The 23,870-nt window shown below is 35.2% G+C and carries 24 protein-coding genes, 3 pseudogenes and 2 riboswitches; of the genes and pseudogenes, 4 read left to right on the top strand and 23 right to left on the bottom strand.

Going from position 1 to position 23,870, the window contains the following annotated elements; all coding sequences use genetic code 11:
• Positions 1–7 precede the first annotated feature (7 nt).
• From BPMYX0001_RS14090 to BPMYX0001_RS14055, 8 genes are all read right to left on the bottom strand, one after another.
• Positions 8–970 (bottom strand): DUF979 domain-containing protein, encoded by a 963-nt coding sequence (locus BPMYX0001_RS14090; RefSeq protein WP_003198510.1) that lies wholly within the window; start codon positions 968–970, stop codon positions 8–10.
• Between the two features lies 1 nt (position 971).
• Positions 972–1,667, bottom strand: coding sequence for a DUF969 domain-containing protein (locus BPMYX0001_RS14085; protein ID WP_003198508.1), 696 nt, complete (start codon positions 1,665–1,667; stop codon positions 972–974).
• Between the two features lie 20 nt (positions 1,668–1,687).
• Positions 1,688–2,446, bottom strand: a complete 759-nt coding sequence (gene pxpA, locus BPMYX0001_RS14080; protein WP_006095470.1) for a 5-oxoprolinase subunit PxpA — start codon at positions 2,444–2,446, stop codon at positions 1,688–1,690.
• Positions 2,447–2,466: 20 nt separating this feature from the next.
• Positions 2,467–3,456, bottom strand: a complete 990-nt coding sequence (locus BPMYX0001_RS14075; RefSeq protein ID WP_018783125.1) for a 5-oxoprolinase subunit C family protein — start codon at positions 3,454–3,456, stop codon at positions 2,467–2,469.
• Positions 3,453–4,160 (bottom strand): 5-oxoprolinase subunit PxpB, encoded by a 708-nt coding sequence (gene pxpB / locus BPMYX0001_RS14070; protein ID WP_006095468.1) that lies wholly within the window; start codon positions 4,158–4,160, stop codon positions 3,453–3,455. The genes BPMYX0001_RS14075 and pxpB overlap by 4 nt, the downstream gene beginning before the upstream one ends.
• Complete coding sequence (locus BPMYX0001_RS14065; RefSeq protein ID WP_018783127.1) at positions 4,160–4,927, bottom strand: IclR family transcriptional regulator; 768 nt, start codon at positions 4,925–4,927, stop codon at positions 4,160–4,162. Before BPMYX0001_RS14065 ends, pxpB begins: the two co-directional genes overlap by 1 nt.
• 171 nt (positions 4,928–5,098) lie before the next feature.
• Positions 5,099–5,653, bottom strand: a complete 555-nt coding sequence (gene lepB / locus BPMYX0001_RS14060; protein ID WP_003207624.1) for a signal peptidase I — start codon at positions 5,651–5,653, stop codon at positions 5,099–5,101.
• A gap of 21 nt (positions 5,654–5,674) precedes the next feature.
• Positions 5,675–6,358 (bottom strand): copper homeostasis protein CutC, encoded by a 684-nt coding sequence (locus BPMYX0001_RS14055; RefSeq protein WP_006095466.1) that lies wholly within the window; start codon positions 6,356–6,358, stop codon positions 5,675–5,677.
• 376 nt (positions 6,359–6,734) lie between these two features.
• Here BPMYX0001_RS14055 and BPMYX0001_RS14050 point away from each other — a divergent pair, with 376 nt between their 5' ends.
• Positions 6,735–7,883: an SH3 domain-containing protein gene (locus tag BPMYX0001_RS14050; protein ID WP_006095465.1), complete on the top strand. Its 1,149-nt coding sequence runs from the start codon at positions 6,735–6,737 to the stop codon at positions 7,881–7,883.
• A 583-nt stretch (positions 7,884–8,466) separates the two neighbouring features.
• Here the strand turns inward: BPMYX0001_RS14050 and BPMYX0001_RS14045 are convergent.
• The 9 genes from BPMYX0001_RS14045 to BPMYX0001_RS14005 all read right to left on the bottom strand — a co-directional run bounded on the left by BPMYX0001_RS14045 (position 8,467) and on the right by BPMYX0001_RS14005 (position 15,031).
• Positions 8,467–8,688: a YdbC family protein gene (locus tag BPMYX0001_RS14045; protein WP_003198493.1), complete on the bottom strand. Its 222-nt coding sequence runs from the start codon at positions 8,686–8,688 to the stop codon at positions 8,467–8,469.
• Positions 8,689–8,889: 201 nt separating this feature from the next.
• A complete protein-coding gene (locus BPMYX0001_RS14040; protein WP_018783129.1) occupies positions 8,890–9,552 on the bottom strand; it encodes a methionine ABC transporter permease in 663 nt (220 codons plus the stop codon).
• Positions 9,542–10,303, bottom strand: coding sequence for a methionine ABC transporter ATP-binding protein (locus tag BPMYX0001_RS14035; RefSeq protein ID WP_018783130.1), 762 nt, complete (start codon positions 10,301–10,303; stop codon positions 9,542–9,544). Before BPMYX0001_RS14035 ends, BPMYX0001_RS14040 begins: the two co-directional genes overlap by 11 nt.
• Positions 10,304–10,309: 6 nt before the next feature.
• Positions 10,310–11,470, bottom strand: a complete 1,161-nt coding sequence (locus tag BPMYX0001_RS14030; protein WP_006095462.1) for an acyl-CoA dehydrogenase family protein — start codon at positions 11,468–11,470, stop codon at positions 10,310–10,312.
• 13 nt (positions 11,471–11,483) lie between these two features.
• Positions 11,484–12,302, bottom strand: coding sequence for a MetQ/NlpA family ABC transporter substrate-binding protein (locus BPMYX0001_RS14025; RefSeq protein WP_006095461.1), 819 nt, complete (start codon positions 12,300–12,302; stop codon positions 11,484–11,486).
• Between the two features lie 59 nt (positions 12,303–12,361).
• Positions 12,362–12,451, bottom strand: a riboswitch (SAM riboswitch).
• Positions 12,452–12,622: 171 nt separating this feature from the next.
• Positions 12,623–13,252: a YdcF family protein gene (locus BPMYX0001_RS14020; RefSeq protein WP_018766823.1), complete on the bottom strand. Its 630-nt coding sequence runs from the start codon at positions 13,250–13,252 to the stop codon at positions 12,623–12,625.
• A gap of 329 nt (positions 13,253–13,581) precedes the next feature.
• Positions 13,582–14,079, bottom strand: a complete 498-nt coding sequence (locus tag BPMYX0001_RS14015; protein WP_006095460.1) for a GNAT family N-acetyltransferase — start codon at positions 14,077–14,079, stop codon at positions 13,582–13,584.
• 9 nt (positions 14,080–14,088) lie between these two features.
• Complete coding sequence (locus BPMYX0001_RS14010) at positions 14,089–14,667, bottom strand: GNAT family N-acetyltransferase (RefSeq protein WP_006095459.1); 579 nt, start codon at positions 14,665–14,667, stop codon at positions 14,089–14,091.
• Between the two features lie 73 nt (positions 14,668–14,740).
• Positions 14,741–15,031, bottom strand: a complete 291-nt coding sequence (locus tag BPMYX0001_RS14005) for a hypothetical protein (RefSeq protein ID WP_006095458.1) — start codon at positions 15,029–15,031, stop codon at positions 14,741–14,743.
• Positions 15,032–15,281: 250 nt separating this feature from the next.
• On the opposite strand from BPMYX0001_RS14005, the gene BPMYX0001_RS14000 reads away from it, so the two are divergent.
• Complete coding sequence (locus BPMYX0001_RS14000) at positions 15,282–15,890, top strand: CPBP family intramembrane glutamic endopeptidase (RefSeq protein ID WP_006095457.1); 609 nt, start codon at positions 15,282–15,284, stop codon at positions 15,888–15,890.
• Between the two features lie 50 nt (positions 15,891–15,940).
• Here BPMYX0001_RS14000 and BPMYX0001_RS32350 read toward each other — a convergent pair.
• The 3 genes and pseudogenes from BPMYX0001_RS32350 to BPMYX0001_RS13990 all read right to left on the bottom strand — a co-directional run.
• Positions 15,941–16,093 (bottom strand): annotated as a pseudogene (locus BPMYX0001_RS32350) (IS1595 family transposase); the annotation flags it as partial.
• A gap of 89 nt (positions 16,094–16,182) precedes the next feature.
• Positions 16,183–17,385, bottom strand: a complete 1,203-nt coding sequence (locus BPMYX0001_RS13995) for a M20 family metallopeptidase (RefSeq protein ID WP_006095456.1) — start codon at positions 17,383–17,385, stop codon at positions 16,183–16,185.
• A gap of 91 nt (positions 17,386–17,476) precedes the next feature.
• Positions 17,477–17,581, bottom strand: a riboswitch (SAM riboswitch).
• Between the two features lie 86 nt (positions 17,582–17,667).
• On the bottom strand, positions 17,668–19,977 hold the full coding sequence (locus BPMYX0001_RS13990; protein WP_006095455.1) for an AAA domain-containing protein: 2,310 nt from the start codon (positions 19,975–19,977) through the stop codon (positions 17,668–17,670).
• Positions 19,978–20,090: 113 nt separating this feature from the next.
• Here BPMYX0001_RS13990 and BPMYX0001_RS29495 point away from each other — a divergent pair.
• Together BPMYX0001_RS29495 and BPMYX0001_RS13980 are read left to right on the top strand one after the other, a co-directional pair.
• Positions 20,091–20,446 (top strand): annotated as a pseudogene (locus BPMYX0001_RS29495) (VOC family protein).
• A 70-nt stretch (positions 20,447–20,516) separates the two neighbouring features.
• Positions 20,517–21,266 (top strand): alpha/beta hydrolase family protein, encoded by a 750-nt coding sequence (locus BPMYX0001_RS13980; protein WP_006095452.1) that lies wholly within the window; start codon positions 20,517–20,519, stop codon positions 21,264–21,266.
• A gap of 69 nt (positions 21,267–21,335) precedes the next feature.
• Here BPMYX0001_RS13980 and cuyA read toward each other — a convergent pair whose 3' ends face one another.
• The 3 genes and pseudogenes from cuyA to BPMYX0001_RS13965 form a co-directional block, all read right to left on the bottom strand.
• Positions 21,336–22,331: a D-cysteate sulfo-lyase gene (gene cuyA, locus BPMYX0001_RS13975; RefSeq protein ID WP_003207601.1), complete on the bottom strand. Its 996-nt coding sequence runs from the start codon at positions 22,329–22,331 to the stop codon at positions 21,336–21,338.
• A 339-nt stretch (positions 22,332–22,670) separates the two neighbouring features.
• Positions 22,671–22,922, bottom strand: a pseudogene (locus tag BPMYX0001_RS13970) (DUF4073 domain-containing protein); the annotation flags it as partial.
• Positions 22,923–23,077: 155 nt separating this feature from the next.
• The gene (locus tag BPMYX0001_RS13965) at positions 23,078–23,836 is read right to left on the bottom strand and encodes a CPBP family intramembrane glutamic endopeptidase (protein WP_033799006.1); all 759 of its coding nucleotides are present in this window, start codon (positions 23,834–23,836) and stop codon (positions 23,078–23,080) included.
• Positions 23,837–23,870: the final 34 nt, after the last annotated feature.

Genomic DNA, 23,870 nt, shown 5'->3' with positions numbered 1-23,870 from the left:
CTCCTTACTAAAATCGATATACGAGCCCATACATGATGAACATATTAATAACAAAAATGGTAATAGCAATTGGTGCTTGGGCTTTAATTACCGCATTTTTATCTTTTAATTCTAATAGCATCGCTGGTACAATATTAAAATTTGCAGCCATTGGTGTTATCAATGTACCGCAGTACCCTGCAAACATTCCAAGTGCGGCCATGATCGCTGGATTACCACCATGCATTTGAACGATAAGCGGTAAACCAATTCCTCCTGTAATAACAGCAAATGCGGCAAAGGCATTCCCCATTACAACTGTAAACAACATCATACCTAAACAATATGCCATAACAGCAACGAATGGATACTCTGTTGGCAATACTTGTCCTACTAAATCCGAGACAACTTGACCCACACCAGACTTTGCAAAAATACCGCCAAGCGCAGCTAACATTTGTGGTAAAATAACTGCCCAGCCGACAGCTTGTAATAATCTGCTTCCCTCTTGTACAGGCGCTGTTATTTTTGCTTTTGTGATTCCCATTGCTGCTACAAAAGCAAGCAATGCCCCAAGAGCTAATGCAATTAATGTGACTTTCTCAGGATCAACAAGAAATACATTTCCAAACTTTAGCTTTCCTAAAGTTAAAGTACCAATAATCGTAAAAATAGGAATTAAAATAGCGGGCATAAAAATTTTATTTCTCAGTTTTTCTGCATGTTTCACTCGTTCTTCAGTAGGTGCTTCTTTTTCATTGGACTTCGTTACTTTATTCAATGATGCTAAAATGACCATTGCTAATACAATACAACCGATATAAAATGATGGAATCATATTTCCAAATAAAAATGTAATAGAAAATAATGCCCAAAATAAACTAGAACCAAAGCGATTTGGATGTTGACGATCAAAAGCGACACGAATCGCGACAAAGGCAACAATAATACCTAATAAATAATAGATTGTATCAAGTGTAATAATATTCATCCTATATCGCCTCCTTTTGTTGGCTTTCTTCTTTTTTCATCGTTTTTTCAATATACTTATCGAATTGTTTAAAACGAATCCAACTTACAATAAAAGCTGAGATTGCCGTAGGAATTCCCCAAAGCGCCATATCCCACACACCAACATGCATTCCTACAGAATCAAAGAATCCTTTCATTAATAGAATCGCTCCTGTTGCGATAAAAATATCTTCACCAAAAAACCATGCCGTATTTTCAGCTGCCGCTGCATTCGCTTTAATCTTTTCTTTTAATTTTTCTGGTAGTTTTCCATAACGTCCATGAGCTGCACCTTCTGCCATCGGTGCAACAAGAGGCCTTACTGTTTGAGCATGTCCCCCAATATTTAGTCCTACCGCTGCCGAAGCCTCACGAATTGTAAAATATGACATTAATACTCTACCAGTCGTTGCTCCCTTAGATTTTGATATCAATGCTTCTGCACGTTCCTTCAGTCCATATCGTTCTAAAATTCCAATTACAGGCAAAGTTAATAATATTGGCATAGACATATATCGGTTTTCTATAAAAAACTTTCCAAACATACTTATGACATCATAAAAACTCATCCCCGCAACCATACCAGTAACAATTCCTGCAACCATTACAACCAATAACGTATTAAGGCGAAATAAAAATCCAACAGCTACAAGCAATATTCCAATTAGTTTCAACATCTATGTATCTCCTCCTTATTCTACTTTGGTGCACAAATAGAAATATCATTTAATCTAAATGTTCTGTATATTCTTTCTGCAAATTGAACTGCATGCTCACCATCACCGTGTATGCAAATTGTTTGTGCATCGATATTGATAATCTTTCCACCAACTGCTTTTACATTTCTTTCCTTAACCATCTGCAACACTTGTTCAATTGCTATATCTTCATTTTTTATGAGTGCATTTTCTTCTGTTCGGCTTGTTAATGTTCCATCTAATTGATACGTACGATCGGCAAATGCTTCCTGCACGAGTTTCAGTTCATATTTTTCAGCTGCTTGTATAAATTTACTTTTCGCTAATCCATACAGAAATAAATCTGGATTTATATGATAAATTGCTTTTGCAATTGCATCCGCAATCTCTTGATCAGTGGCTGCCATATTATAAAGTGCACCGTGCGGTTTTATATGGTGCATCCTTCCTCCTGCCGCTCTTATAAATCCATCTAATGCCCCTATTTGATATAAAACATAATCATAGACCTCTTCTGGCGAAATATACATCATTCTTCTACCAAATCCAATTAAGTCCGGAAACCCTGGATGTGCTCCTATTTCCACATTGTGGTACAACGCTTTTTCAACAGTTTGACGCATGACAGTTGGATCACCAGCATGAAAACCGCATGCAATATTTACTGATGAAACAAACGGAAGAATTTTATCATCGTTTCCTATCTTATATGCACCAAAGCCTTCTCCTAAATCACAATTTAAGTCAACGGTAACCATACGCTATCTCTCCTCCTGCTTTACGCTTGTAAAGCGATGAACTTCTTTAATAGATTCATATTTTGTTCTTTCTCGATGTAAAGCTCCGTCGCTTCTGTTATAGAAGTCTTTGCAAACGTGACATAATCACCTGGTTTCAATTGCGCAAGAATAGGTAAATCAACTGATATGACATTACCAATTAACGGATATCCACCTGTCGTTTGTCTATCTGCCATTAAGATGATTGGATGACCATCAGATGGCACTTGAATTGTTCCAAATGTAACTGCACTCGATAGAATCTCAGATTGTTCTATTCTTTTTAATTTTTCACCTTCAAATCGATAGCCCATACGGTCAGCATAATTGGAAACTTTATATTCCTTTGTAAAAAACGACTCTAAACTCTCACTCTTAAATTGATCCCATTCAAAACCTGGAATAACACGAATGATTGGGCTGCGACTATATTTGGGTAGAACAGGATTACATATACCCCAACGTGTTTCTATTCTGTCTTCATCCATCAATTTCTTTATCATACAAGTAGCAAATTTTGATGGTGTACCAATTTGAAAAAGGTCGCCCTTTTTAAGCGCTCGTCCTTCTAGTCCACCTATAGCTGCTTTTACATATGTACTTTTGCTTCCCATACTACTTGCAACATCAATTCCACCTGCAAATGTCACATATGTCCTACACCCAAACTGCGTCTTCCCGAAGCAAAGCATGCTACCTTCTTTCGCTAAAACTGGTCGCCACAATGGAATGGGTTCTCCGTTTAACAGAGGCTCCATATTCGCACCACCAATTGCTAGCAATGTCGTTTTCTTTATAAGAAGCTTTGGTCCCATCATTGTAATTTCTAATCCAGCTTCATTCTCTTCATTTCCAACTAACATATTTATCATTCTTAATGCTGTCTGATCCATAGCACCGCCAACAGGCACGCCATATTGTTGATAGTGATATCTTCCTAAATCTTGAACAGTTGTAAACATCCCAGCATGTAAAACCTCAACATTCATTTCCTAGCTCCCTCCATAACCAGGTACTCTTCCTCTGTTATTGGGATAAAACGTAAATACATTCCGCTCTGCACATATGTAGGCTTTTCTTCATTTGGCTGAAACAACGCAATCGGTGTTCGGCCAATAATATTCCAGCCGCCTGGTGTTTCTAATGGATATATTCCAGTTTGACTTCCACCAATTCCAACTGAACCAGGTGTTATTTGTAGACGTGGTGTTTGTTTTCTAGGTGTTTCTAGCTCTTTGGGCATACCACCCAAATACGGAAATCCTGGTGTAAATCCTAACATATAAACAAAATAAGTCACTTCACTATGAAGACGAATCACCTCATTTGCACATAACCCATGATACGCCGCAACTTCTTCTAAATCAGGTCCATATTTCCCGCCATAACAAACTGGAATTGAAATACAATCATATTGTTTTTGTGTTTTATTTTGATTATGACTAAACAATCGATTCATGTATTCACATACAAACTCATATGGTACTACCTTTCTTTCATTTTTCCTCCATAACTTATATACATCATAGTAAACCGTTAAAGAAGTAAAAGAAGGTACACACTCAACCATTCCAAGAAATGGATTTCTCTTTAATAGTCGATGTAAATTTTGCACATTTTCATATATATCCAAATCAATTGTTTCTCCAAACGTAACAACAACTGCTTGATCCCCTAGTGCTGAAAATTTCATCATATACCTTCCTTTTCACCTATCCAGCCAAGTTCTTTCGAAATTTGATGCGCTGTTTCTTTTACTTTTGTAATAAAGTTTGGAATTGTCGATTCATTATACTCTATTTCTAATCCCGAAATACTAATACCAGCTATTACACTACCATCACTTGCAAAAATAGGGGCTGCAATTGCAGCTGTATGATTCTCAAGTTCCGAATAACTGATCGTATATCCTTCTCTTTTAGCCTTACATAATAGGCTTTGCAACTCTTCTTTATCCACTATCGTTCCATCTGCAAATTGTTGTAATTGCACTTTCTCTATATACTGCATTTGATCGTCTTCCGAAAAATACGAAAGTAAAATACGCGGACATGCTCCGGCATATAAAGGAGCTCGCCGTCCTATCTCTGTGTATACTCTTACTGGTTGATCTCCATCCATTTTTTCAATATAAATTGCCTCATTCGCATCTTGAATAATTAAATTGACAGCTTGACCAAGAGAGTCTCTAAGTTTTTTCATATATGGCTTTGCAATATTTCGTACTGACAATCGCTTCGAAACGAGTTGACCGAACCTTAAAAATACTAATCCAAGCCTATATGTTCCCCTTGTTGTCTTTTGTAAAAAGCCCATTTCTTCAAGCGAACCAATTAAACGGTATACAGATGTTTTAGGCATTCCCGTCTGATGAACCATTTCCGTTAACGTTAGCTCTTCATGTCCATAAAATAGTTCTAAAATATCCATCGTCTTTACTGCCGTTTTATTTACACTCATCTTAGCTCCCCTAAGTTCCGTAATTCGGAACAATAATTCCGTTTTTTGAAACAAACATATAATTTAAAATTATAAAATATTCTTTCTATTTAAACAATATTTTTCTCAAATAAAAAAAGCATTGAAAGTAAAATTCAATGCTTTTTTAACGCGTATACGTAAACTCTCTCTTTAATGCAATGCTCTCACTTGTTGCAGCGGCCAAAATACCGCTTCACCTTTTCCGACAATTTGATCTTCAGAAACAAAACCAAACATGCGACTATCTTTTGAAACTTGACGATTATCTCCTAACACAAACACTTGACCTTCTGGAACTTTTGTTTTCCCAGTTTTTTGTTCTAATGTAAAATCAGGAGTTAATTTCCCTTTCGATACCTCGTCCTTATAATCTGCTAAATATGGTTCATCAACCGCTTTTCCATTCACGTACAATACGTCGTTTTTATATTCAATCGTATCTCCTGGTAAGCCAATTACTCGCTTCACTAAATCATATCCTTCTTTTCCATGAAAAACAATAATATCAAAACGATTTAATCCTTGTACGTTAAAACCAATTTTATTTACAAGTACACGCTCGTTATTTTCTAAAGTAGGCATCATAGACTCACCTTGTACGAGTGAAGGAGTAAATAAAATACCACGTACAATTAAAGCGATTCCTAGCGTAATCCCTATTGTTTTAACCCATGAAACGATTTCTTTTTTCTTGCTTTTCTCCATCTTTTTCCCTCTTCTCTAGTATTATAATGATTTTGTTAATACCACTAGATCTTGTACAGATTTTTGATCTACTTCAGCAAAACAAGATTTACCTTCTCGGACTGCAGTACCAACATGTGCTTCTGAAATTCCTGTTTCGTTCAATAGTCGCTTTATATTTTCTTTTGTCACACCACTTCCAACAATGAGCTGGATATCCCCTTTACTGACTCTTTGCATTTCATGAAGTACAGGTATATTTCCCTCTATCGTCCCTTGACCACCAGAAGTTAAAATATGAGTTATTTTTTCAAAATTACGTAATGTTTTAACTGCACCAATAAGATCATCCACTTCATCTATCGCACGATGAAATGTGATATTAATCCCATCTACAACAGATAATAAATTAGCTAAATTTTTTTCATCAACTTGATTCTGCTCATTTAATACACCTAAAACAACACCTGCTGCACCAAGTTCTTGTGCAATTAAAATATCTTCTTTCATCATTTCAATTTCTTCTGTTGTATATATAAATGACTTAGCATGGGGACGAATCATAACATGGATAGGTATGTTTGCTGCTTTCACCGCTTTTTTTATAAAAGCATAACTTGGTGTTAACCCACCTTCTGTATATGCTGAAATTAACTCAATTCGATTTCCACCAGCTTTTTCAATTTGCTTCACATCTTCTAAACAAGTTGCAATGACTTCGAGCATGAAACTACCTCTTTTCGTACTTTTTCCACATTATTATACCGCAGCATAAATAAGAAACCTAGGTTTCTCATATAAAACATAAAAAAAGGAATTGAAAAGAAAGATTTCGAAACTCCTTAACAGATTCATTATTTTCTCAAAATTGTTACGTTTATCACATGAAGTCTGTGAATTCTATAAAGCAGTTAATCTTCCTAGAAAATATCGGATAATTTCCACGCCTCATTTAAACCATCAAATATTATCGTACGAATAAATCTTATGTTGAGAAAAACAAAAATCTCTTTCATTTATTTCCATATTCTTTATATTTCTGTTATTCTTGTAATATAATTCTAAATTTTACCACAAATTACACAAGGGGGCTCATTATACGATGAATATGAAAGTTACAACATTGACAGCAGCAACTGTCGCGGTTACTTCTCTTCTCCCATCAATTACTGAAGCGGATATGAAAACAGCTGCTGTACAACCAAAAAACAACGTAAAAATCGGACATGTAAAACTTGATAAAGTCCAACTATATCAAGAAAATACAACAAATGGTGATTCCCTTGGCAGTATTTCATACAATACACCTGTTACCATTCTCGAAACTACACGTGACTGGTATAAAGTAAACGCTCAAAACAAAATTGGTTACATACAAAAATCTAATTTATCTTTGGCGAAATTAAATCAACAGCGTAACCAACATATCGTAAATGCAAGCGCCTTAAACCTTCGTTCAGAACCAAGTATACAATCATCCATCCTTGACGTATTACCAAATGGGACATTTATCTCCGTTCAAGAAACACTTAATGACTGGTATCTCATCTCTTACAACGGAAAAATAGGATATGTGAAAAAAGAATTTGTATCACATAACTCACAACCATTCGTTAAAGGAATCACTATACAAAATAATTCTTATTATGTTGCAACCCCTAAACTAAGGGTAAGAAATGGTGCAGGAACAAATACTGCTGTTATTGGTTCCTTGCAAAATGGGACACAAATACAAGTAGTAGGCACAGTAGGTACATGGTATAAAATTCGTTTTGGCTCTGGATATGGATATGTTACAAAGCAATATGTATTACAAAATAAACAACAAGAACAGTCTGCGTCACCTTCAATACCTGCTGTTTTTAAATTTCCAACACAAGGACAAGTTAGCTCAAACTTCGAAGTCAGATGGGGGCAAATGCATTATGGTGTCGATTTTACAGCAACTGGAGATAAGCCTATTCGTGCTGCAGCTGCTGGAAAAGTTATCAAATCCTACTATTCTAGCAGCTACGGAAACGTCGTATTCGTCACTCATTACATAAAAGGAAAATTATATACAACTGTTTATGCACATATGAAAAACCGATCTGTACAAGCTGGAGATCGCGTTCAAACTGGACAAGTGTTGGGGCAGATGGGGAATACTGGACATTCAACTGGGCAACATCTTCATTTCGAATTACATAATGGGGAATGGAATTTTGAAAAAACAAATGCCGTTGATCCACTTCCTTACTTAGTACGGTAACATCTTATGCTACGTAATATTCCATTACTCATTGAATACCTAGCTTTTTTCGGCCTAATCTGTTGTTTCATCATTTATGATACAAATGTAATTTTTTTAAGTATGCTCATCCTATTTGTATGCTGTGAAATATTGCGAGAGGTATATAAAATACGATTAAGAAAACACATTTCTCATCTATTTACATCACTCATTATTATCGTTTGTCTAATCACTAATTTAAAGATTGATGGTCTATTTATATCAAGTATGTTCCCTATATTTTTTATAAGCGTTCTCCTTATCGTATCCCAATATATCTATGTACCTGAACATCACAAGAAAGAAGATAAAGAGGTAAAGATTATATAGTCTTTTCCGACATATACGTCCATACAAAAAGCCACTTTTGAAATAATGTTTCAAAAGTGGTTTTCTCTGCACAAATCATTTCGTTTTTATCCCGCATTAACGGACAGTAACACTCCCGCCTCAAAATTCAGTAAAAGCAAAGAAGTTAGGTGGGAGTGTTGCTGTCCGTAAAATCCCGATTGGTGAGGGCTGATAATCAGTGGGGATAGCCCCCACTGATTAAAGTTTTACTTTATAACTCCATACGATTTAAAATATCTTTTAATGCCTTTAACTCTTCAACCGTCAATGTAACACCTTTTCCCATTTTGTCATGCTCTGGTGCCCAATCACGCAGATCATATTTTGGCTCTTTTCCGTTCCAACTGATTAAATTGAGCTCTTTATTCCAGCCTTTAGGTGACTGTGATAAAGTTCCAAAAATTTCTTTAATATCAAATTTAATTTCCGCCACTGTTATTCCCCCTTTAAAATATATATTCCCTATTTAGATCTCCTACATTCTCTCATATCTATATCGATAGGGCTAATTTCCCACACATCTACCTCTGATTCATTATGAACTATACTGATTGTTTGAACTTAGCAGAATACCCTCAGCAATTCATCTTTCACTATAAAAAGGCTCGGTGTATACCGAAGCCTTTTTTCATACTTACCGTTTATCAATTTTTGCAGCAATCCTATTCCCAATGAATTGAACAGATTGAACGAGAATAACAAGCATAAGTACCGTAACAATCATAACGTCTGTTTGAAAACGATAATATCCAAAACGAATTGCTAAATCGCCGACACCGCCTCCGCCAACAACACCTGCCATGGCTGAGTAGGAAATAAAACTTACTGTTAAAACTGTTAAGCTTAATACAAGGCCTGAACGCGCTTCAACGAGCAATACTTTCCACACAATTTGCAGTGGCGTCGCTCCCATTGCCTCAGCAGCTTCAATTACACCTTTTGGAACCTCGCGTAATGCTTGCTCTACGAGTCTCGCAAAATAGGGAATGGCTGCTACTGATAATGGAATCGTTGCAGCGATTGGACCAATTGTAGTTCCTAATAAAATTCTTGTAAGTGGCACAAGAGCCACTAGTAAAATGATAAATGGAAATGAGCGAATAATATTTACAATGCCGTTTAAAATACGATGGACAATATTTTGTTCCAAAATTTGTCCTTTACTTGTAAAATATAAAATTACACCTAAAGGAACACCTAAAATAATTGCTGCTCCAACTGAAAGTCCAACCATTAATAATGTTTGTAAAAGTGATGTCCAAATCTCTGGAAGCAGTGGGATAACATTATTGAACATGTGCAATGCCCCTCTCTTGTTCTACACCTAATAGAAGTTTTGCAATTTCTGTTGTTGGTTTTAGATGTTGGTCACGTAAGTGGAAAGATTCAACAACTTCTCCTTCTTCCATCACCGCTACTTTATTACAAATTTGTTTAATTACATTCATTTCATGCGTTACAATTACGATTGTAACTCCTAACTCTTTATTTATCTTTTGTAAAAATTGCAAAATAGATCGTGTCGTTTTCGGATCGAGTGCCGATGTCGGTTCATCACAAAGCAATACCTTGGGATCATTTGCTAATGCACGAGCAATCGCAACACGCTGTTTTTGTCCACCACTTAGTTGAGAAGGAAAATGATGCGCTTTATCACTTAAGCCAACAATCTCCAAACACTCTCTTACACGTTTTTCTCTCTCTTCTTTTGAAACTGATTTCAATTCTAATGGTAAAGCAATATTATCCGATACGTTTTTATTATGAAGAAGATGAAAATGCTGAAAAATCATACCAATTGACTGTCTTGCTGTTCGTAAATCTTTCTTGGATAACTTTGTTAAATCTTTTCCATTTACAATAACTGCACCTGAATCTGGTTTTTCCAATAAATTCATTGTACGTAATAATGTAGACTTTCCAGCACCACTTAATCCAGCAATTCCATATATATCATGTTCCTCAATTTGCAAAGAGACTGATTTTACACCGTGAAATAAACCTTCTTTCGTCTGAAACGTTTTATTGATATCGCGTAACGTTATCATTTTCACTCACTCCTTTTCAATTGATTTAAACGCATCATCTGCTAGTAATGAGAGTGTTACATCATCCATCGGTGGATTGTGTAAACCCGCGCGAACATTTAAATAATAGCGGTGCAGTGGATTCTTTTCAGATAAGCTTTTTGCCCCTACAATTCTCATTGCCTTATCAACAATTGATATCGCCGCATTCGTCGCAATATATTTCGCTGCTGCTAATTCCGCTTGTAAAGATTGTTTATTTTCCACCTCATCATATTTTTTCGCAACTTGGTATAAAAAAGTACGAGCTTGCAAGAGTTCCAGCTCTAATTCGCCTACTAATCTTCTAACGTTTGGAAGCAAACTAATTGGGTGATTTAAACTATTCGGTTGATATGCTTTCGCAAAATCAATCGCATAATTTCTTGCAGCCTGCGCAATCCCTAAATAACATGCTGGTATATGAAGTAACCATCCAATTCCTTTCGGTTTCGCCTGTGAACCTTTTACATCTGTAAAAAATTTATGCGGGATTTCAACATTCTGTAATACAAGATCATGGCTAGCCGTTCCACGCATCGCAACACTATCCCATGTCTCTTCAATCAACACACCCTTTTCGTGTCTTGGAATCACAAATTCTCCTATCTCATCTCGCCCTTCAATGCTTGCAGATATGATGAAATAATCAAGTACTGGCGCCATCGTTGTGAACGTTTTTCTTCCGTTTATAATCCACTTATCGCCTTTTTGTACAGCTAATGTTTCTGGTTTTCCTCCCCGAGTAGGACTCCCTGTCTTCGGTTCAGTTGCCGCCCTGTTAAAAAGGGCGCCTTTTTTTACTTCTTCACAAAACCAAGAAAACATCTCAGGTTTCCATGAGCGATTTTCCGCAAGTTCCTTCACAATTCCAACATGCCATCCAATAGACAAAGCTGTTGCTCCATCTCCCTCTGCAATCTTCTCTTGAAATAAAACAAAATCATATAATGAAATTGCCTTCCCACCAAAATCCTTCGGAAGAGTTAACTTTGTATAACCAATACTTTGTAAGTCTTTAATATTTTCAAAAGGAAAAGAGCCTAGTTCGCTCAGTTGATGTTCCCTTCCTGCAAATTGCGGAATGAATTCTGTTATCTTCTCCAATACGAGAGCTTGTTCTTCTGTTTCTATAAATGATAATGTCATGTCAAGATCTCCTTTACTTTAAGTAGTCAGGAAGCACAAACCCTTCAAATTGTTCTTCAGACTGAATCATCTTTTTGAACTCTGGTGAATGGTATGCTTCAATTAAATCTTTCGCAAATTGTTTTTCTTTATCTTCATCACGAACCGTAACAATAATTCTATGTTGTGAAGGTGTTTTTTCTAATTCCAGTGCCTCTTTTAACTTATGTCCAGATGAAATGACAAGATTTCCGTTAATAATGCCGTAATCTAAATCTTTCATTGCCCTTGGGATTTGTGGTGATTCAAGTGGTACTAATTTGAAATCTTTCTTTTTAAACGTTATATCTTTTTCGGAAATTGTTAAAATATTTACATTTCCTTTTAATTTCACCCAGCCAATCCCTTCTAAAATACGTAATGCCCGTTCTAAATTAACTGGATCATTTGGTACCCCAATCTTCATTCCATCTTTCAAATCATCTAATGATTTATGTTTCTCAGAGTATACACCTTGAGGTGCTGATGGAACTTGAATAATACTTGAAATTTCCGCATTATTTTCTTTTGCGTAAGACTTCATAAAAGCAGTACTTTGAAATATATTTGCATCAATATCCTTATTCGTTAATGCTGGATTTGTTTCGTTTGGTGAATTAAACTCAACAATTTTAATTTTGTATCCCTTTTTCTCTAAGTACGGTTGTACCGCTTTTTTCACTTGATCACTGTACGGACCAGGTGTAAAACCTAAACGAATTTCTTTTTGATCGCCCCCTGATGTCTGCGTGCAACCCGTAATGATAAATAAACTACATACAATACTTACAAGTGCAAAAAATAAACGTTTCATCCCTTCTCCTCCTACTAAAAAACAACCTTACATATTAAGAAGGTTGTCATCTCTTTTCCTTCTTATCTACTCGGAATTAGCACCTTTTTTATTACAGATAGGTTGCTGAAGCTTCATTGGGCCGTTCCCTCCACTTCTCTCGATAAGATTATATTTGATTATGCATTCTAGTGTGTCACTATTCCGATGAAAATACAAGGTTTTTATTGAAAGTTTTTTCTATAATTTGTAAAGTTATAGAAAATCCAAAGCATATTTGCATAAAAAAAGGATAGACTCCGTAGAACCACTCTACCTTTGTCTATCCTTTTCTTTATTTTTTAATCACCTTTCAATATACGCAAAGGTAACGATGCAACATATCCAATATAAGAACATAATTCTTTAAAGAAAAATGGAATTTCCGTATCTAATGTTTTATATGCTGATGTTGGCGTTGGTGATGCATATGCATCTATCCCAATATGCTTCGCTATTCTCATCGCTCGCTTCATATGAAGAGGATCACTTACAATCGTATACGTATGTAAGCCATTATCAATTCCAACCTGTTTCGCATTCTTTAAATTATCTTCTGTAAAACGCGACTGTGTTTCAATTAATATATCTTCATCCTTTACGTTATGCTTTAATGCATACGCTTTCGCAGTACGTGCTTCTTCCTGCTCTGCTTCAAATTTAGTACCACCTGTAAAAATAATTTTTTTAATACTTCCATTCTTATACAAAGAAATCGCATGATTGATTCTTTCACGAAATACAGGAGATGGTTTTCCGTTCCAAGAAGCTGCTCCTAGTACAATAGCAGCATCTGTATCCACCTCATCCGTTTTAAAGCGATAACTCCAAATATCGTAAGCTGCATAACTTACAAATAGAATGATAGAACTAACCATGAGCAAGAACACTTGCAAGACTCTTCTTTTTTTACTTTTCTTATTTTGTTTCATTTGTACTGGCCCCCGTGCATTATCCATACTTCTAAAAAATAATCTATTTTAAATCATTATATTTGAGTTCATTTGAAAGAAGGCACTTTTCTCAACAATTGATTCGTGCTATAAAGGGTTTTCATTCAAATAGAGGATTTTTAATTTACTATTTTTTGTGGTGCATATTTTATGAATTTAATTTATGTACAAAATTTCTCATACAACTCCATTGTAACGAATTTTTTCACAGAAGGGAATGATGAAACAAAAGTATATAAAAGAAGTAATCATTTTGTAAGAAAAAGAGGTATATTTTTTCCCTCTTAGGGACGTATACCTCTTCCACTTCACTTTACAATCCAATATTTCATATGTTGTTCTTCAAGCACACATGTAAAACCGGCTTTTTCTAACACTCTACTTGAAGCGGCATTACTCGTTAAACAATCTGCTTGAATCGTTTGCACTTCTTCATTCCGTTCTAACCATTCAACGAAAGCTTTTGCCATTTCAGTCGCATAACCCTTCCCTTGATATTCTGGTACAATACTATATCCGATCTCTACTGTACCAGTTGGATCGGGCGCACCTTTACAACCCATATCACCAATAATAACATTATCTTCCTTATGAACAATCAGTCCACTCCACTTACTTTGTTCCGGATTTTTCCGTAAACCTTCAGCAACCCATGGTAAAATATCTTTATAATCAGGCATTGGCCATTCTAAAGATATTTTATATGGTATGATTTCTTGCAGCTCTTCTCTGCCTTTTATCGTTGCCTCAACAAGTTCTAATGTAAAAGGAATCATCTTTAGTCTTTTTGTTTCAATATTTGTCATGTTTGCCTCCTATTTATACAGGTCCATTTTGTGCAGTAATCGATCTTTCACGATTGGCCACTCGCTTGCAATGATGCTATATACTACCGCATCCCTTATATAACCGCTTGGTAACCTTCTCTCATTTCGTAATATCCCTTCTTTTACTGCACCTAGCCGTTCAATTGCTCGTTGTGCTTTTTCATTTCGCAAGTCTGTTTTTATTTGCACGCGCAGCATTTGTAATTCTTCAAACGCATATTGCAATAACATATACTTACATTCCGTATTTATACTCGTTCTCTGTACACTCGGATGATACCACGTTTGACCAAGTTCAACAGTCTTGCTTTCTGTTGATATATTGTATAAACGTGTACTGCCGACAACTTCATTCGTTTTTTGATCTATCACAACAAATGGTAAATCCGTTCCCTTTTCATATCGTTTTACTGCCGTTTCAACATATCGCTCCATATCTTGATAGCTATCCATTTTAGCTATTAAATACGTCCAGATTTCTTTATTTCCTTCCACAATTGAAAATAATTTTTCTATATCATTTGTATCTATTAATCGTAACATTGCTCGTTCATTTGTTATTTGCATGAACAATTCCCCTTTTCTATGTATCTAGCTGTATTATAATTAAAAATGCACTATCTATCAAAATATTTAAAATTTATTTTCTATCACTTAAAATCCAATAATACGAAAAAGAAGACTCACTTTGTACAGAAGAAACTGTAAAAATACCTATCATTTCATTTTCCTTTAAAATGATGTAAGTGTTTTTATTTATTACCGCTTGAATGATCTCTTCGTCATCTCCACCTTCTAAAAGATACTGCCACTGGTCAATTTCTCGCTCTTTTAACCACTGTGCAACTTCTTTTAGCATTTTAACAATGAGAGGACTTTCATCATTATGTGCAGTTCTAATTTGATAGCCTTCAAGAATATTTTGATACAATTTTTCTTCCTTCCTTTTAGCACTTCGGCTTTTTACTTAAATAAAAAAAGAAACACTCTACCTTAATATATAAAATTGAATGGTGACGTCTTTTCTTTCCTTTACAAAGGTTCCATTATCATATGGTATAAATAAAGGCTGTTTTCTAAAAGATTGTTGCTTTTTAAATAATTATTTGTAGATATTATATCTTCTGATAAAATAGTAAAGTATTTTCATTATTCTAAAGTCACAGGAAAGAAGGTAAGATATGAAAGATATAAAAGACAAAACCAAGAAAACAAAAAAGGATTTCAACCCAAAAGACGCTGTTTTAGTATTCTCTTCTTTTACATTCATTTGCGTGGCTATCATTTTTATTCTTATGGTTTATGATGTACTCACAATTCAAAATTTCCTATCATTCGATAAACCAATCCGAATGATAATGAATATATTTATTGCTTCGTTTGCTCTACTTTTGTTTGGTGTAATGTTAACGCTTTACATTCCCTCGAAATACATTGACGATACAAACAAGAGTTATCAAAAGTATTCACTGTTAAGTGTTTTTGCCTTTATGTTTTTAGGAGCGTTATTTGAAGAACTTTTGTTTAGAGGAATTATTCAAAATTTGCTTTTCATATTTATAGAGAACCCATGGATTGCAATTATAACAACTACTTTATTTTTCTTAGGTTTTCATACTCAATACTTCAAAAAGCCTATAATGCTAATAAATATAAGCGTTCCAAGTTTGACTTTTGGTTGGATATATTTTGAAACAAACAATATTTTAGTACCATTTGTTGTACATTTTCTAATGAACTTAGGAATAACGCTATTATTCAAATACAATTTAATAAGGGTTAAAAAATAACTTAGTTTACTGATATTTCGACCTCAATCGACTCTTAGTTGAGGTCTTTTTTATGCACTTCTCAACATCTCAACTGTTGTACAATTTGATTTCTGACACGCTGAAATAAGCATTTGTTCTACTCGTTTATCAAATGCTAAATTCTTCCCTAATTCAAGCCAATGGAACCAATAGAGATAGTTATCTAAATAATAAGTTCCAACTTTTATAACTAAAAAAGGCTTAGAGATTTCTCCAAACCTTTTTTATCTAAATAGAATTCTAGAAAACTACTTCTCCAATACTAATCACATTACTGATTTCGCTGCGCCCCTCTAAACTCCTCCTTAATTTGATCAAGCGTTCCTTCTTCTGTAATTAATCGATATGCTACATACGCTAATACTTTTGCGGATGTAACTAATGCTTTATCGCCAAGTTCCGAACGAGCTGCTTCTCTAAATTCATTCGTATGTGCAACTAAATTATCCGGCCCAATTTTAATATAAGGATGAACCGTTGGTACGACTTGACTCACATTTCCTGCATCTGTTGAACCGATTCCAAGTCTCTCTTTACGATTTACATCTTCACCAAGGTTTTCTAATTCCTCAGCAACCACCTCATTAAATGTCTTCGTCACTAATAATTCATCAATTTCATTTTGAAATTGATTGATTTTTACTGTTGTTCCTGTAGCTAAAGCTGCTCCCTTTGCAATATTTCGTACCTTTTCAGTTATTTCAACACATCTTTTACGTGTTGCTGCTCGAATAAAGAAACGGGCTGATGCGTAATCCGGAATAATATTCGGTGCCTTACCACCCTCAGTAATGACACCATGAATTTTCACATCTGATGGAAGCTGCTGACGAAGTGCGTTAATCCCATTGTAAAGCTGAATCACCGCGTCTAATGCATTAATTCCTTCTTCAGGTGAAGCAGCCGCATGTGCCGACTTTCCATAAAAATGAAAATCAAGTGGATCAACTGCGAGTGACGGACTTGTTGTTGCTGTTTTTCCACTAGGGTGAATCATAAGTGCTGCATCAATATTGTTAAACAAACCTGCCTTCACATAACTTGCTTTTGCACTTCCATTCGGCCCACCTTCTTCTGCTGGTGTTCCGAATACAACGATTTCACCGCCGATTTCTTCAATTGTTTCCGATAATGCAATGGCTGCTGCAACGCTAATTGTACCAATTAAATTATGACCACACGCATGGCCTAATCCAGGCAAAGCGTCATACTCTGCTAAAAAGGCAATTGTCGGCCCTTGTTTCCCTGAACTTTTCCGTGCAATAAATCCTGTTTCATGTCCTGCGATATTGTGCTGAAGCTGAAATCCTGTACTTCCTAAAAGTAAACTTAACGCTCTAGATGCAAAGAATTCTTGATTACCAATTTCAGGATTCGCATGTATATCATGACTTGTTTTTAAGTATTTTTCTCTATTTCTTTCTATACTTTCCGTAATACTATTTCGGTGTGACGTTACTTGTTTTGTTCCCATTTCCCATTCCTCCTTTAAATTTGCACATAAAAAAGCCTCTTTCTAAAAGATAGAAAGAGGCTTGAACATACAGATTCAAAAATGGCCTTCTTTCTTATCTTTCAAGTCTTTCACTTGCTGGAATTGGCACAGTATTCATATTGAATCCGCTGCCGAGGTTTCATAGGGCCAGTCCCTCCACCTCTCGTGATAAGAAAATCGTTTTTATTTTCATAAAATTATATTAAATTATTTTCATTCTAGTTTTATTCCGAGTAAATGTCAAGGAATTCCGATCTGATTTTAACGAATATCTAAAAATCCTTTTAAAACGCCAATCGTTTCAGGCGCCTGCATTCTTGCACATATATAAGGGAATTCTGGACTTCCTTCAAACATCATTTGCGATGTTAACGGAGCACCTACCCAAAAGATCTCATCATCAATACATACAAATGGGAGTGATTTATTTTGCCTTTGTACTCTCACATTTTTTAATGGAATTGGTCCATCGCTATAGATTGTTACCTGCGCTGTTGTACGCATTAACGCCTGCCATACCCTTTTATCTACTTGTCTTGTACTTGGGAGCGAAATAATAATTTTTTGTTTTGCTGACAGAATGTCTTTTAATAATGCTTTCGTCTCTTCCAAATTCATTTGCATAAACCATCTCAAGCGTTTTGTAATTTTTCGTTCTAACAATGGACGTGATGTTGTACGATCATATACATTTCCGTGTCTTTCTATGTGAGAAGTTAAGTGAGATAACGCTTGTTTTCTAGAAAGATTTTTCCGCATATATTGACAGTCCGATAACTGAATGAGCTTTCCTCTTGCTCTCGTTACCGCAACATTTACAAGACGATGATTCTTATGATCAAAGAATAACACGCCAGGACGTTCCTGCGGATAACTATCTACTGTATCAAAAATCATCATATCGCGTTCAGATCCTTGAAATTTATGAACCGTCGCTGCTAGAATAGGTGTATTTCGATACTTTGTTTTTTGCAATATTTCTCTTATACATGTTGATAAGAAACGAGACTGCGCGCGATATGGCGTTACAACTCCAATCGATTGAACGCCATCTAATAATCCAATTAAAATCATCTGCATTGCAACGAAACCGGACATAATGTTAAAACGAGAACCAGAAGCGGCATCTTTTAAAGAGTAAGCTCCCATTAAACTTGTATCAAACAGAGCTGTCGCTTCGTTTGCAAACGGCTGTAATTTCGCTAATTCTTGTCTTGCCGAAACAGAAGGATGGTCGAACACTCTATTCTTATAAATAAATGAGTTTGTAAATTTAGATATATCCGCATGCATACGTCTTTGTTCTTGCAGCATAAATAGATTCGGATGTGTCTCGCACTTGTTTACGGATTGGACAATCCCTGCATGATAAAACATATCTTCTCCTAACCACTTTCTAACAAGCTCATGATTTGCCATCGCAATTGGTGGCAACTGTAAAAAATCACCACAAACGACAATTCGCTTACCAAGAGAAGCAGCTAATGCGATTTGTGGTACATATGTCATACTCACTTCATCTACAACAACTAAGTCAAATGTTCGTTCATAAATAAGAGAATCAATTGCACACTTAGATAGTGTCGCACCTATTACCTTTGCATTTTCAATATATTCTCTTTCTACTTCTTTAATTTTCGCTCTTTGTTTTCTAAGATCTCCTTCAATTTCTTGCATACGCTTTTTATCAGAAGCAGTTGCCTTATAAGATAAGATTTTTTGACGAAGATCTTGACGCATTTCTTCTAAATAAAGCTTTTCTTCTCCCCATGAGCCATTCGTTGTTTCCACTAATCTAGAAGCAAGCAACGTTTCATGGTTACGTATATGTTCATGTTGACTAAATCCATACCGGACGATTTCCCCTGGTGTCCATTTTTCTTTTTTTTCTATTTGCTTTGTAACCTCACTCATTAATACATCAACCGCTGCATTACTATGAGCAAGTACAAGTACTGATTTTCCTTTTTGATAGTGCGCTGAAATAATACGTGATAAATTATAAGATTTTCCTGTTCCCGGTGGGCCCCAAACATATGTCGTCGGATTATAAAAAGAACGATATGCCAGTTCATTCTTCGGATTTTTCATCTTTTCTATATGCTTTGGCGTACTTTTTCCATCTAAAAGACGCTTTACGCGTTGACGTTTTTGTTTATCTTTTCGTATTTCTTTCAATCGCTCTTGCAATTGCTCTAATAACTGCCATGGTTCACTATATAAAATTGCTTCTCTTATTTCGCCTTGTATATAATCATTTAATTTCAGTTCGATTTCTAATCCATGTACAGATAGCACTTCTCCTGTTGCTTCCTCACCATCAAATTCAATCCGAATGGGTGTACCATCAGGTAAGCTTACTTCCGAAATAAGCTGAAATACATACACCGTACTCTCATAATCTGTATATAAAAAACGGCCATTTATAATCGATAATTTACTGCCGCCTATCGTTTTCCAATGTTTAATTTCATATACTAACGCCTGATGCCACTCTTTCATCGTTTCCGTTAATGAAGGAGCTTGCGAAGTTGTATTCATACTAATGTCTCCTTCCTTCTCTCCAAACATACTTTCTCACTATATCATATAACACGATAAAATTTGTAAGGTTTTTATCTTGCTTATTTTCTTAATTTTCAATATTATGATACATATGAAATTTACGGAAAGAAGATATCAATATGCCAGTAAGAAGAATCGAACACGTCGGAATCATGGTTGCAAACTTAGAAACGTCCCTTTCCTTTTATGAAGAAGTAATTGGACTAAAGCTTATCAAACGTATGGGACATCCAGACCCAAACTTAAAGCTTGCTTTTTTAGTGTAGAAGAATCACAAGAAACAATTCTTGAATTAATTGAAGGCTATAATCCTTCTCTTCCAGCAGAAGGAAAAGTGCATCATATTTGCTTTAAAGTAGACTCTCTAGAAGATGAAATTGAAAGACTGAAGAAGTTAGGAGTAACTTTTTTATTAACAGAGGAAATTGAAACATTACCTGATGGAGAATGGATTGAGTTTTTTGAGACGGAGTGATAAAGTAAAGCTTTTATCAGTAAGGGCATTCATTCCCTCACTTATTTATTTATGGAGGTGAACCGATACATTGAATCAAACAGACATTCAACTAGGAAACATACATGGTCTCTTATTACAGCCCACAAAACAGGATAAAAAAATAACAATCGTTTTCTATCATGGATGGGGATCTAGCATTTATCATCAAATCTTTTTAGGTACCATCTTAACTAACTTTGGATATACCGTAATTATTCCAGAAATTATTTATCACGATTCACGGACAGCTTTAGAAAATCATTTTTCTAAACCGATAATGGAACAATATTTCTGGAAAACCATTTTGCATACTGTTAAACATGATATAAATGATTTATTTACTAGTATCTATGAGAGTGAATACTGCTTAGGTCATAAAATTGTAGTTCTCGGAAGTTCAATGGGTGGATTCATATCCTCAGGAGCTTTTATCAAAGATTCAAAAATTGATGCACTTATTAATATAAATGGTTCAGGAGCTTGGATAACTTCTGAAGAGATTTTTCAAAAGCAAGGCTCAAATATCGCCAATGAAATTCATATGATTAGAAAAATGGATCCTATTCAATTTATCGAACGCATTCATAATCGACCTATACTATTATTACACGGGGCAAGTGATGCTGTTGTCTCGCCTCTTGGACAACAAACATTTTGTGAAAAAGTACAATCACACCATCAAGATACAACAGCTAACATTACATTTATGCTATACCAAAATATCAATCATTCTATAAGTATTCCAATGATTGAAAAAATAGTAAACTGGTTAGATGAGCAATTTGTTCTTTATAGCTAATTAAGACAGACAAGTAAAGCTTACATAAAAAATCAGCACCACTTATTTTGGTGCTGATTTTCTTACATATTAGGAAAATAGTGATGTATTCGCATATAACGCCGGAGAACCACCTGAATGTACAAATAGAATGTTATCTTCTTTCTTAAATGTACCTTTTCGAATTAGGTCGATCAGTCCAGCTACTGCTTTCCCTGTATATACTGGATCCAGTAAAACCCCTTCTGTTTTTGCTAAAAGCTGAACAGCTTCTACCATTTCAGGTGTTGGTAAAGCGTATCCTGGTCCAACGTATTCATCAAAACATGTCACGGCCTCACGCGGAATACTGTTTAGAATACCAACATGCGCTGAAGTTTCTTGCACAAGCTTACATACCTTTTCTTCTTGTTCAGCTTTCCCGCGGCTCACATTCATTCCAATTACCGGAATCCCTGTTTGTCTTCCATAAAATCCAGTGATCAAACCAGCATGCATGCCCCCGCTGCCACTTACACAAACAACCGTATTGAAATCTATCCCTTGCTCAAACGATTGAGCCATAATTTCCTCTGCACATGCAATATATCCCATTGCACCGGTAGGATTGGATCCTCCAACTGGAATGACGTATGGTGTATGCCCTTTTTCAGTTACTTCTTTGGCCACTTTTTGCATCTCATCCATAAGGTCAGTTCCGTTTGGCACAACGATTACATTTTCAGCACCTAATAAATGATATAAGAAGTAATTCCCATTAAAATCTGGTTTTTCTTCTGGTTCAAGTCCTTCTTCTAATACAAGAATGCATTTCATTTTCTCTTTTACCGCAGCTGCTAATGTTAATCGGCAATGATTGGACTGAATACCGCCAGCAGTAATTAACGTATCTGCACCTTTCGCCTGTGCATCCGCCACAAGGAATTCTAATTTTCTTGTTTTATTTCCACCAGCTGTTAAACCAAGTAAATCATCTCGTTTAAAATAAATAGAAGGTCCTCCTAGGACTTCAGAAAAGTGATTTAATTTTTCAATTGGCGTATATGATTCTGTATATTTTTTTCTAGGGAATTTTGCTAAATTCATACTAACTCTCCTTATTTACTCTTTATCTAAAATTAAAATAGTAATTCAAATATCCATCAAGCATTATCTGTTCACTAATCATAACTCTTACACTTTTATTAGAAAAGTCTTCAGTAACCAAACAATCCTAATGGATTTTTAGCCTGAATTATTTTCAGGAAACATTTCTCAGTATACTTGATTCATTGTAGTAAAGCGACTCTAATGATTTAAAAAACATGATTTCCCCTAACATTTCACTTACTTTTTTATAAACGCACAAAAAAGAGCTTTATCATAACATAAAAGCCCTTTTTATATAGAAGATATACATTATTACTTTCATACTACTTTTCTAAACTATTTATTAGCTGAAAAATGAACAATCCGTGTTAAACCTGGATGTAAATTCCTTTCTCCTTTATGGCGCACATATACCGTTTGATCCCCTTCAAATTTTGGAGGATTCCCCGCATTATATGTATGACATTCGTTTGTTCCTTCTATAGAATATTCCATGTACTCTGTTGCACCGACAAGAATATTCTTTTTATCATCAGCTATTACATCGAGTTCCATTTGCGTCATTTTCCCATCATGAATAGATCGCTTTATCACGCTGCAGACAGCGTTCGCAAAATAAAATTGTGCCCAGAGAGCAGCATTTAAAATCCACGATATAACATGTCGGTAAGTTATATCCCTTAATAGGGGACTTAAGGTTTGATGAAGGGAAACTCGAAATAGGTTTCCTTGCTTTATCTTTGTTAACCTGTTAATAAAGTACTTTTTCTTTTTATCACTAATTTATACACTATAAAGACGAAAATTCCAAAGATAAGAGTTGAACAGGCTGGTAAAATCTTATCATTTGGCACGTATACGCTCCAAAAAGAATTCATAAGTGCATGGAAAACTAGACACATAAAAATACTTTTAGTTGCATTATAAATTGTAGTATATATGAAGGATACGGCAATTATCGTGATTATAAAGTATATAAAATTTATTTGAGACTGGTTAGTGCCTGGAATGAACCATAACGGCAGGTGCCAAACAGCCCATATTATGCTCACAATCATGGTGCTTAAAAATGAAGAAAACCTTTTTTGAAGTGCAGGTTGCAAGAATCCCCTCCATCCGATTTCCTCAACTCCACCACCAATAATCATTGGAAAATTAAATAATGCAACGTATAATGGCTTTTGCATCGTTTCCCCACCAAATAGCGTTGGCAGATAACAGCTAATAAAAGCTAGAACAATGAGCAGAATATACCATGCAAAATGATGTTTAGCGTTAACAATGTTTTTGATAAAAACTCTAAACTCCTCTTTTGATCCATATTTTTTCTTTAAACTAATTGCACTAATTGCTGGCATGATACCTCCGAAAACAAACAATATCATTGCTAATGGAGTACCGAATGTGGTAATGTCCCATTTTATCAAGCTAATTAATAGTGCCCAGAGTATCCATGTAAATATGAACGTGCATATTAAGTATCGTTTCATATCATTATTCATATACCTATCCCTCTTAGATTTTAAAATGAATATA

It is taken from the genome of Bacillus pseudomycoides DSM 12442 (assembly GCF_000161455.1).
GTDB lineage: Bacteria > Bacillota > Bacilli > Bacillales > Bacillaceae_G > Bacillus_A > Bacillus_A pseudomycoides.
The sequence above is the reverse complement of the archived record's forward strand: the minus strand, read 5'-3'. Positions and strand labels throughout refer to the sequence as shown.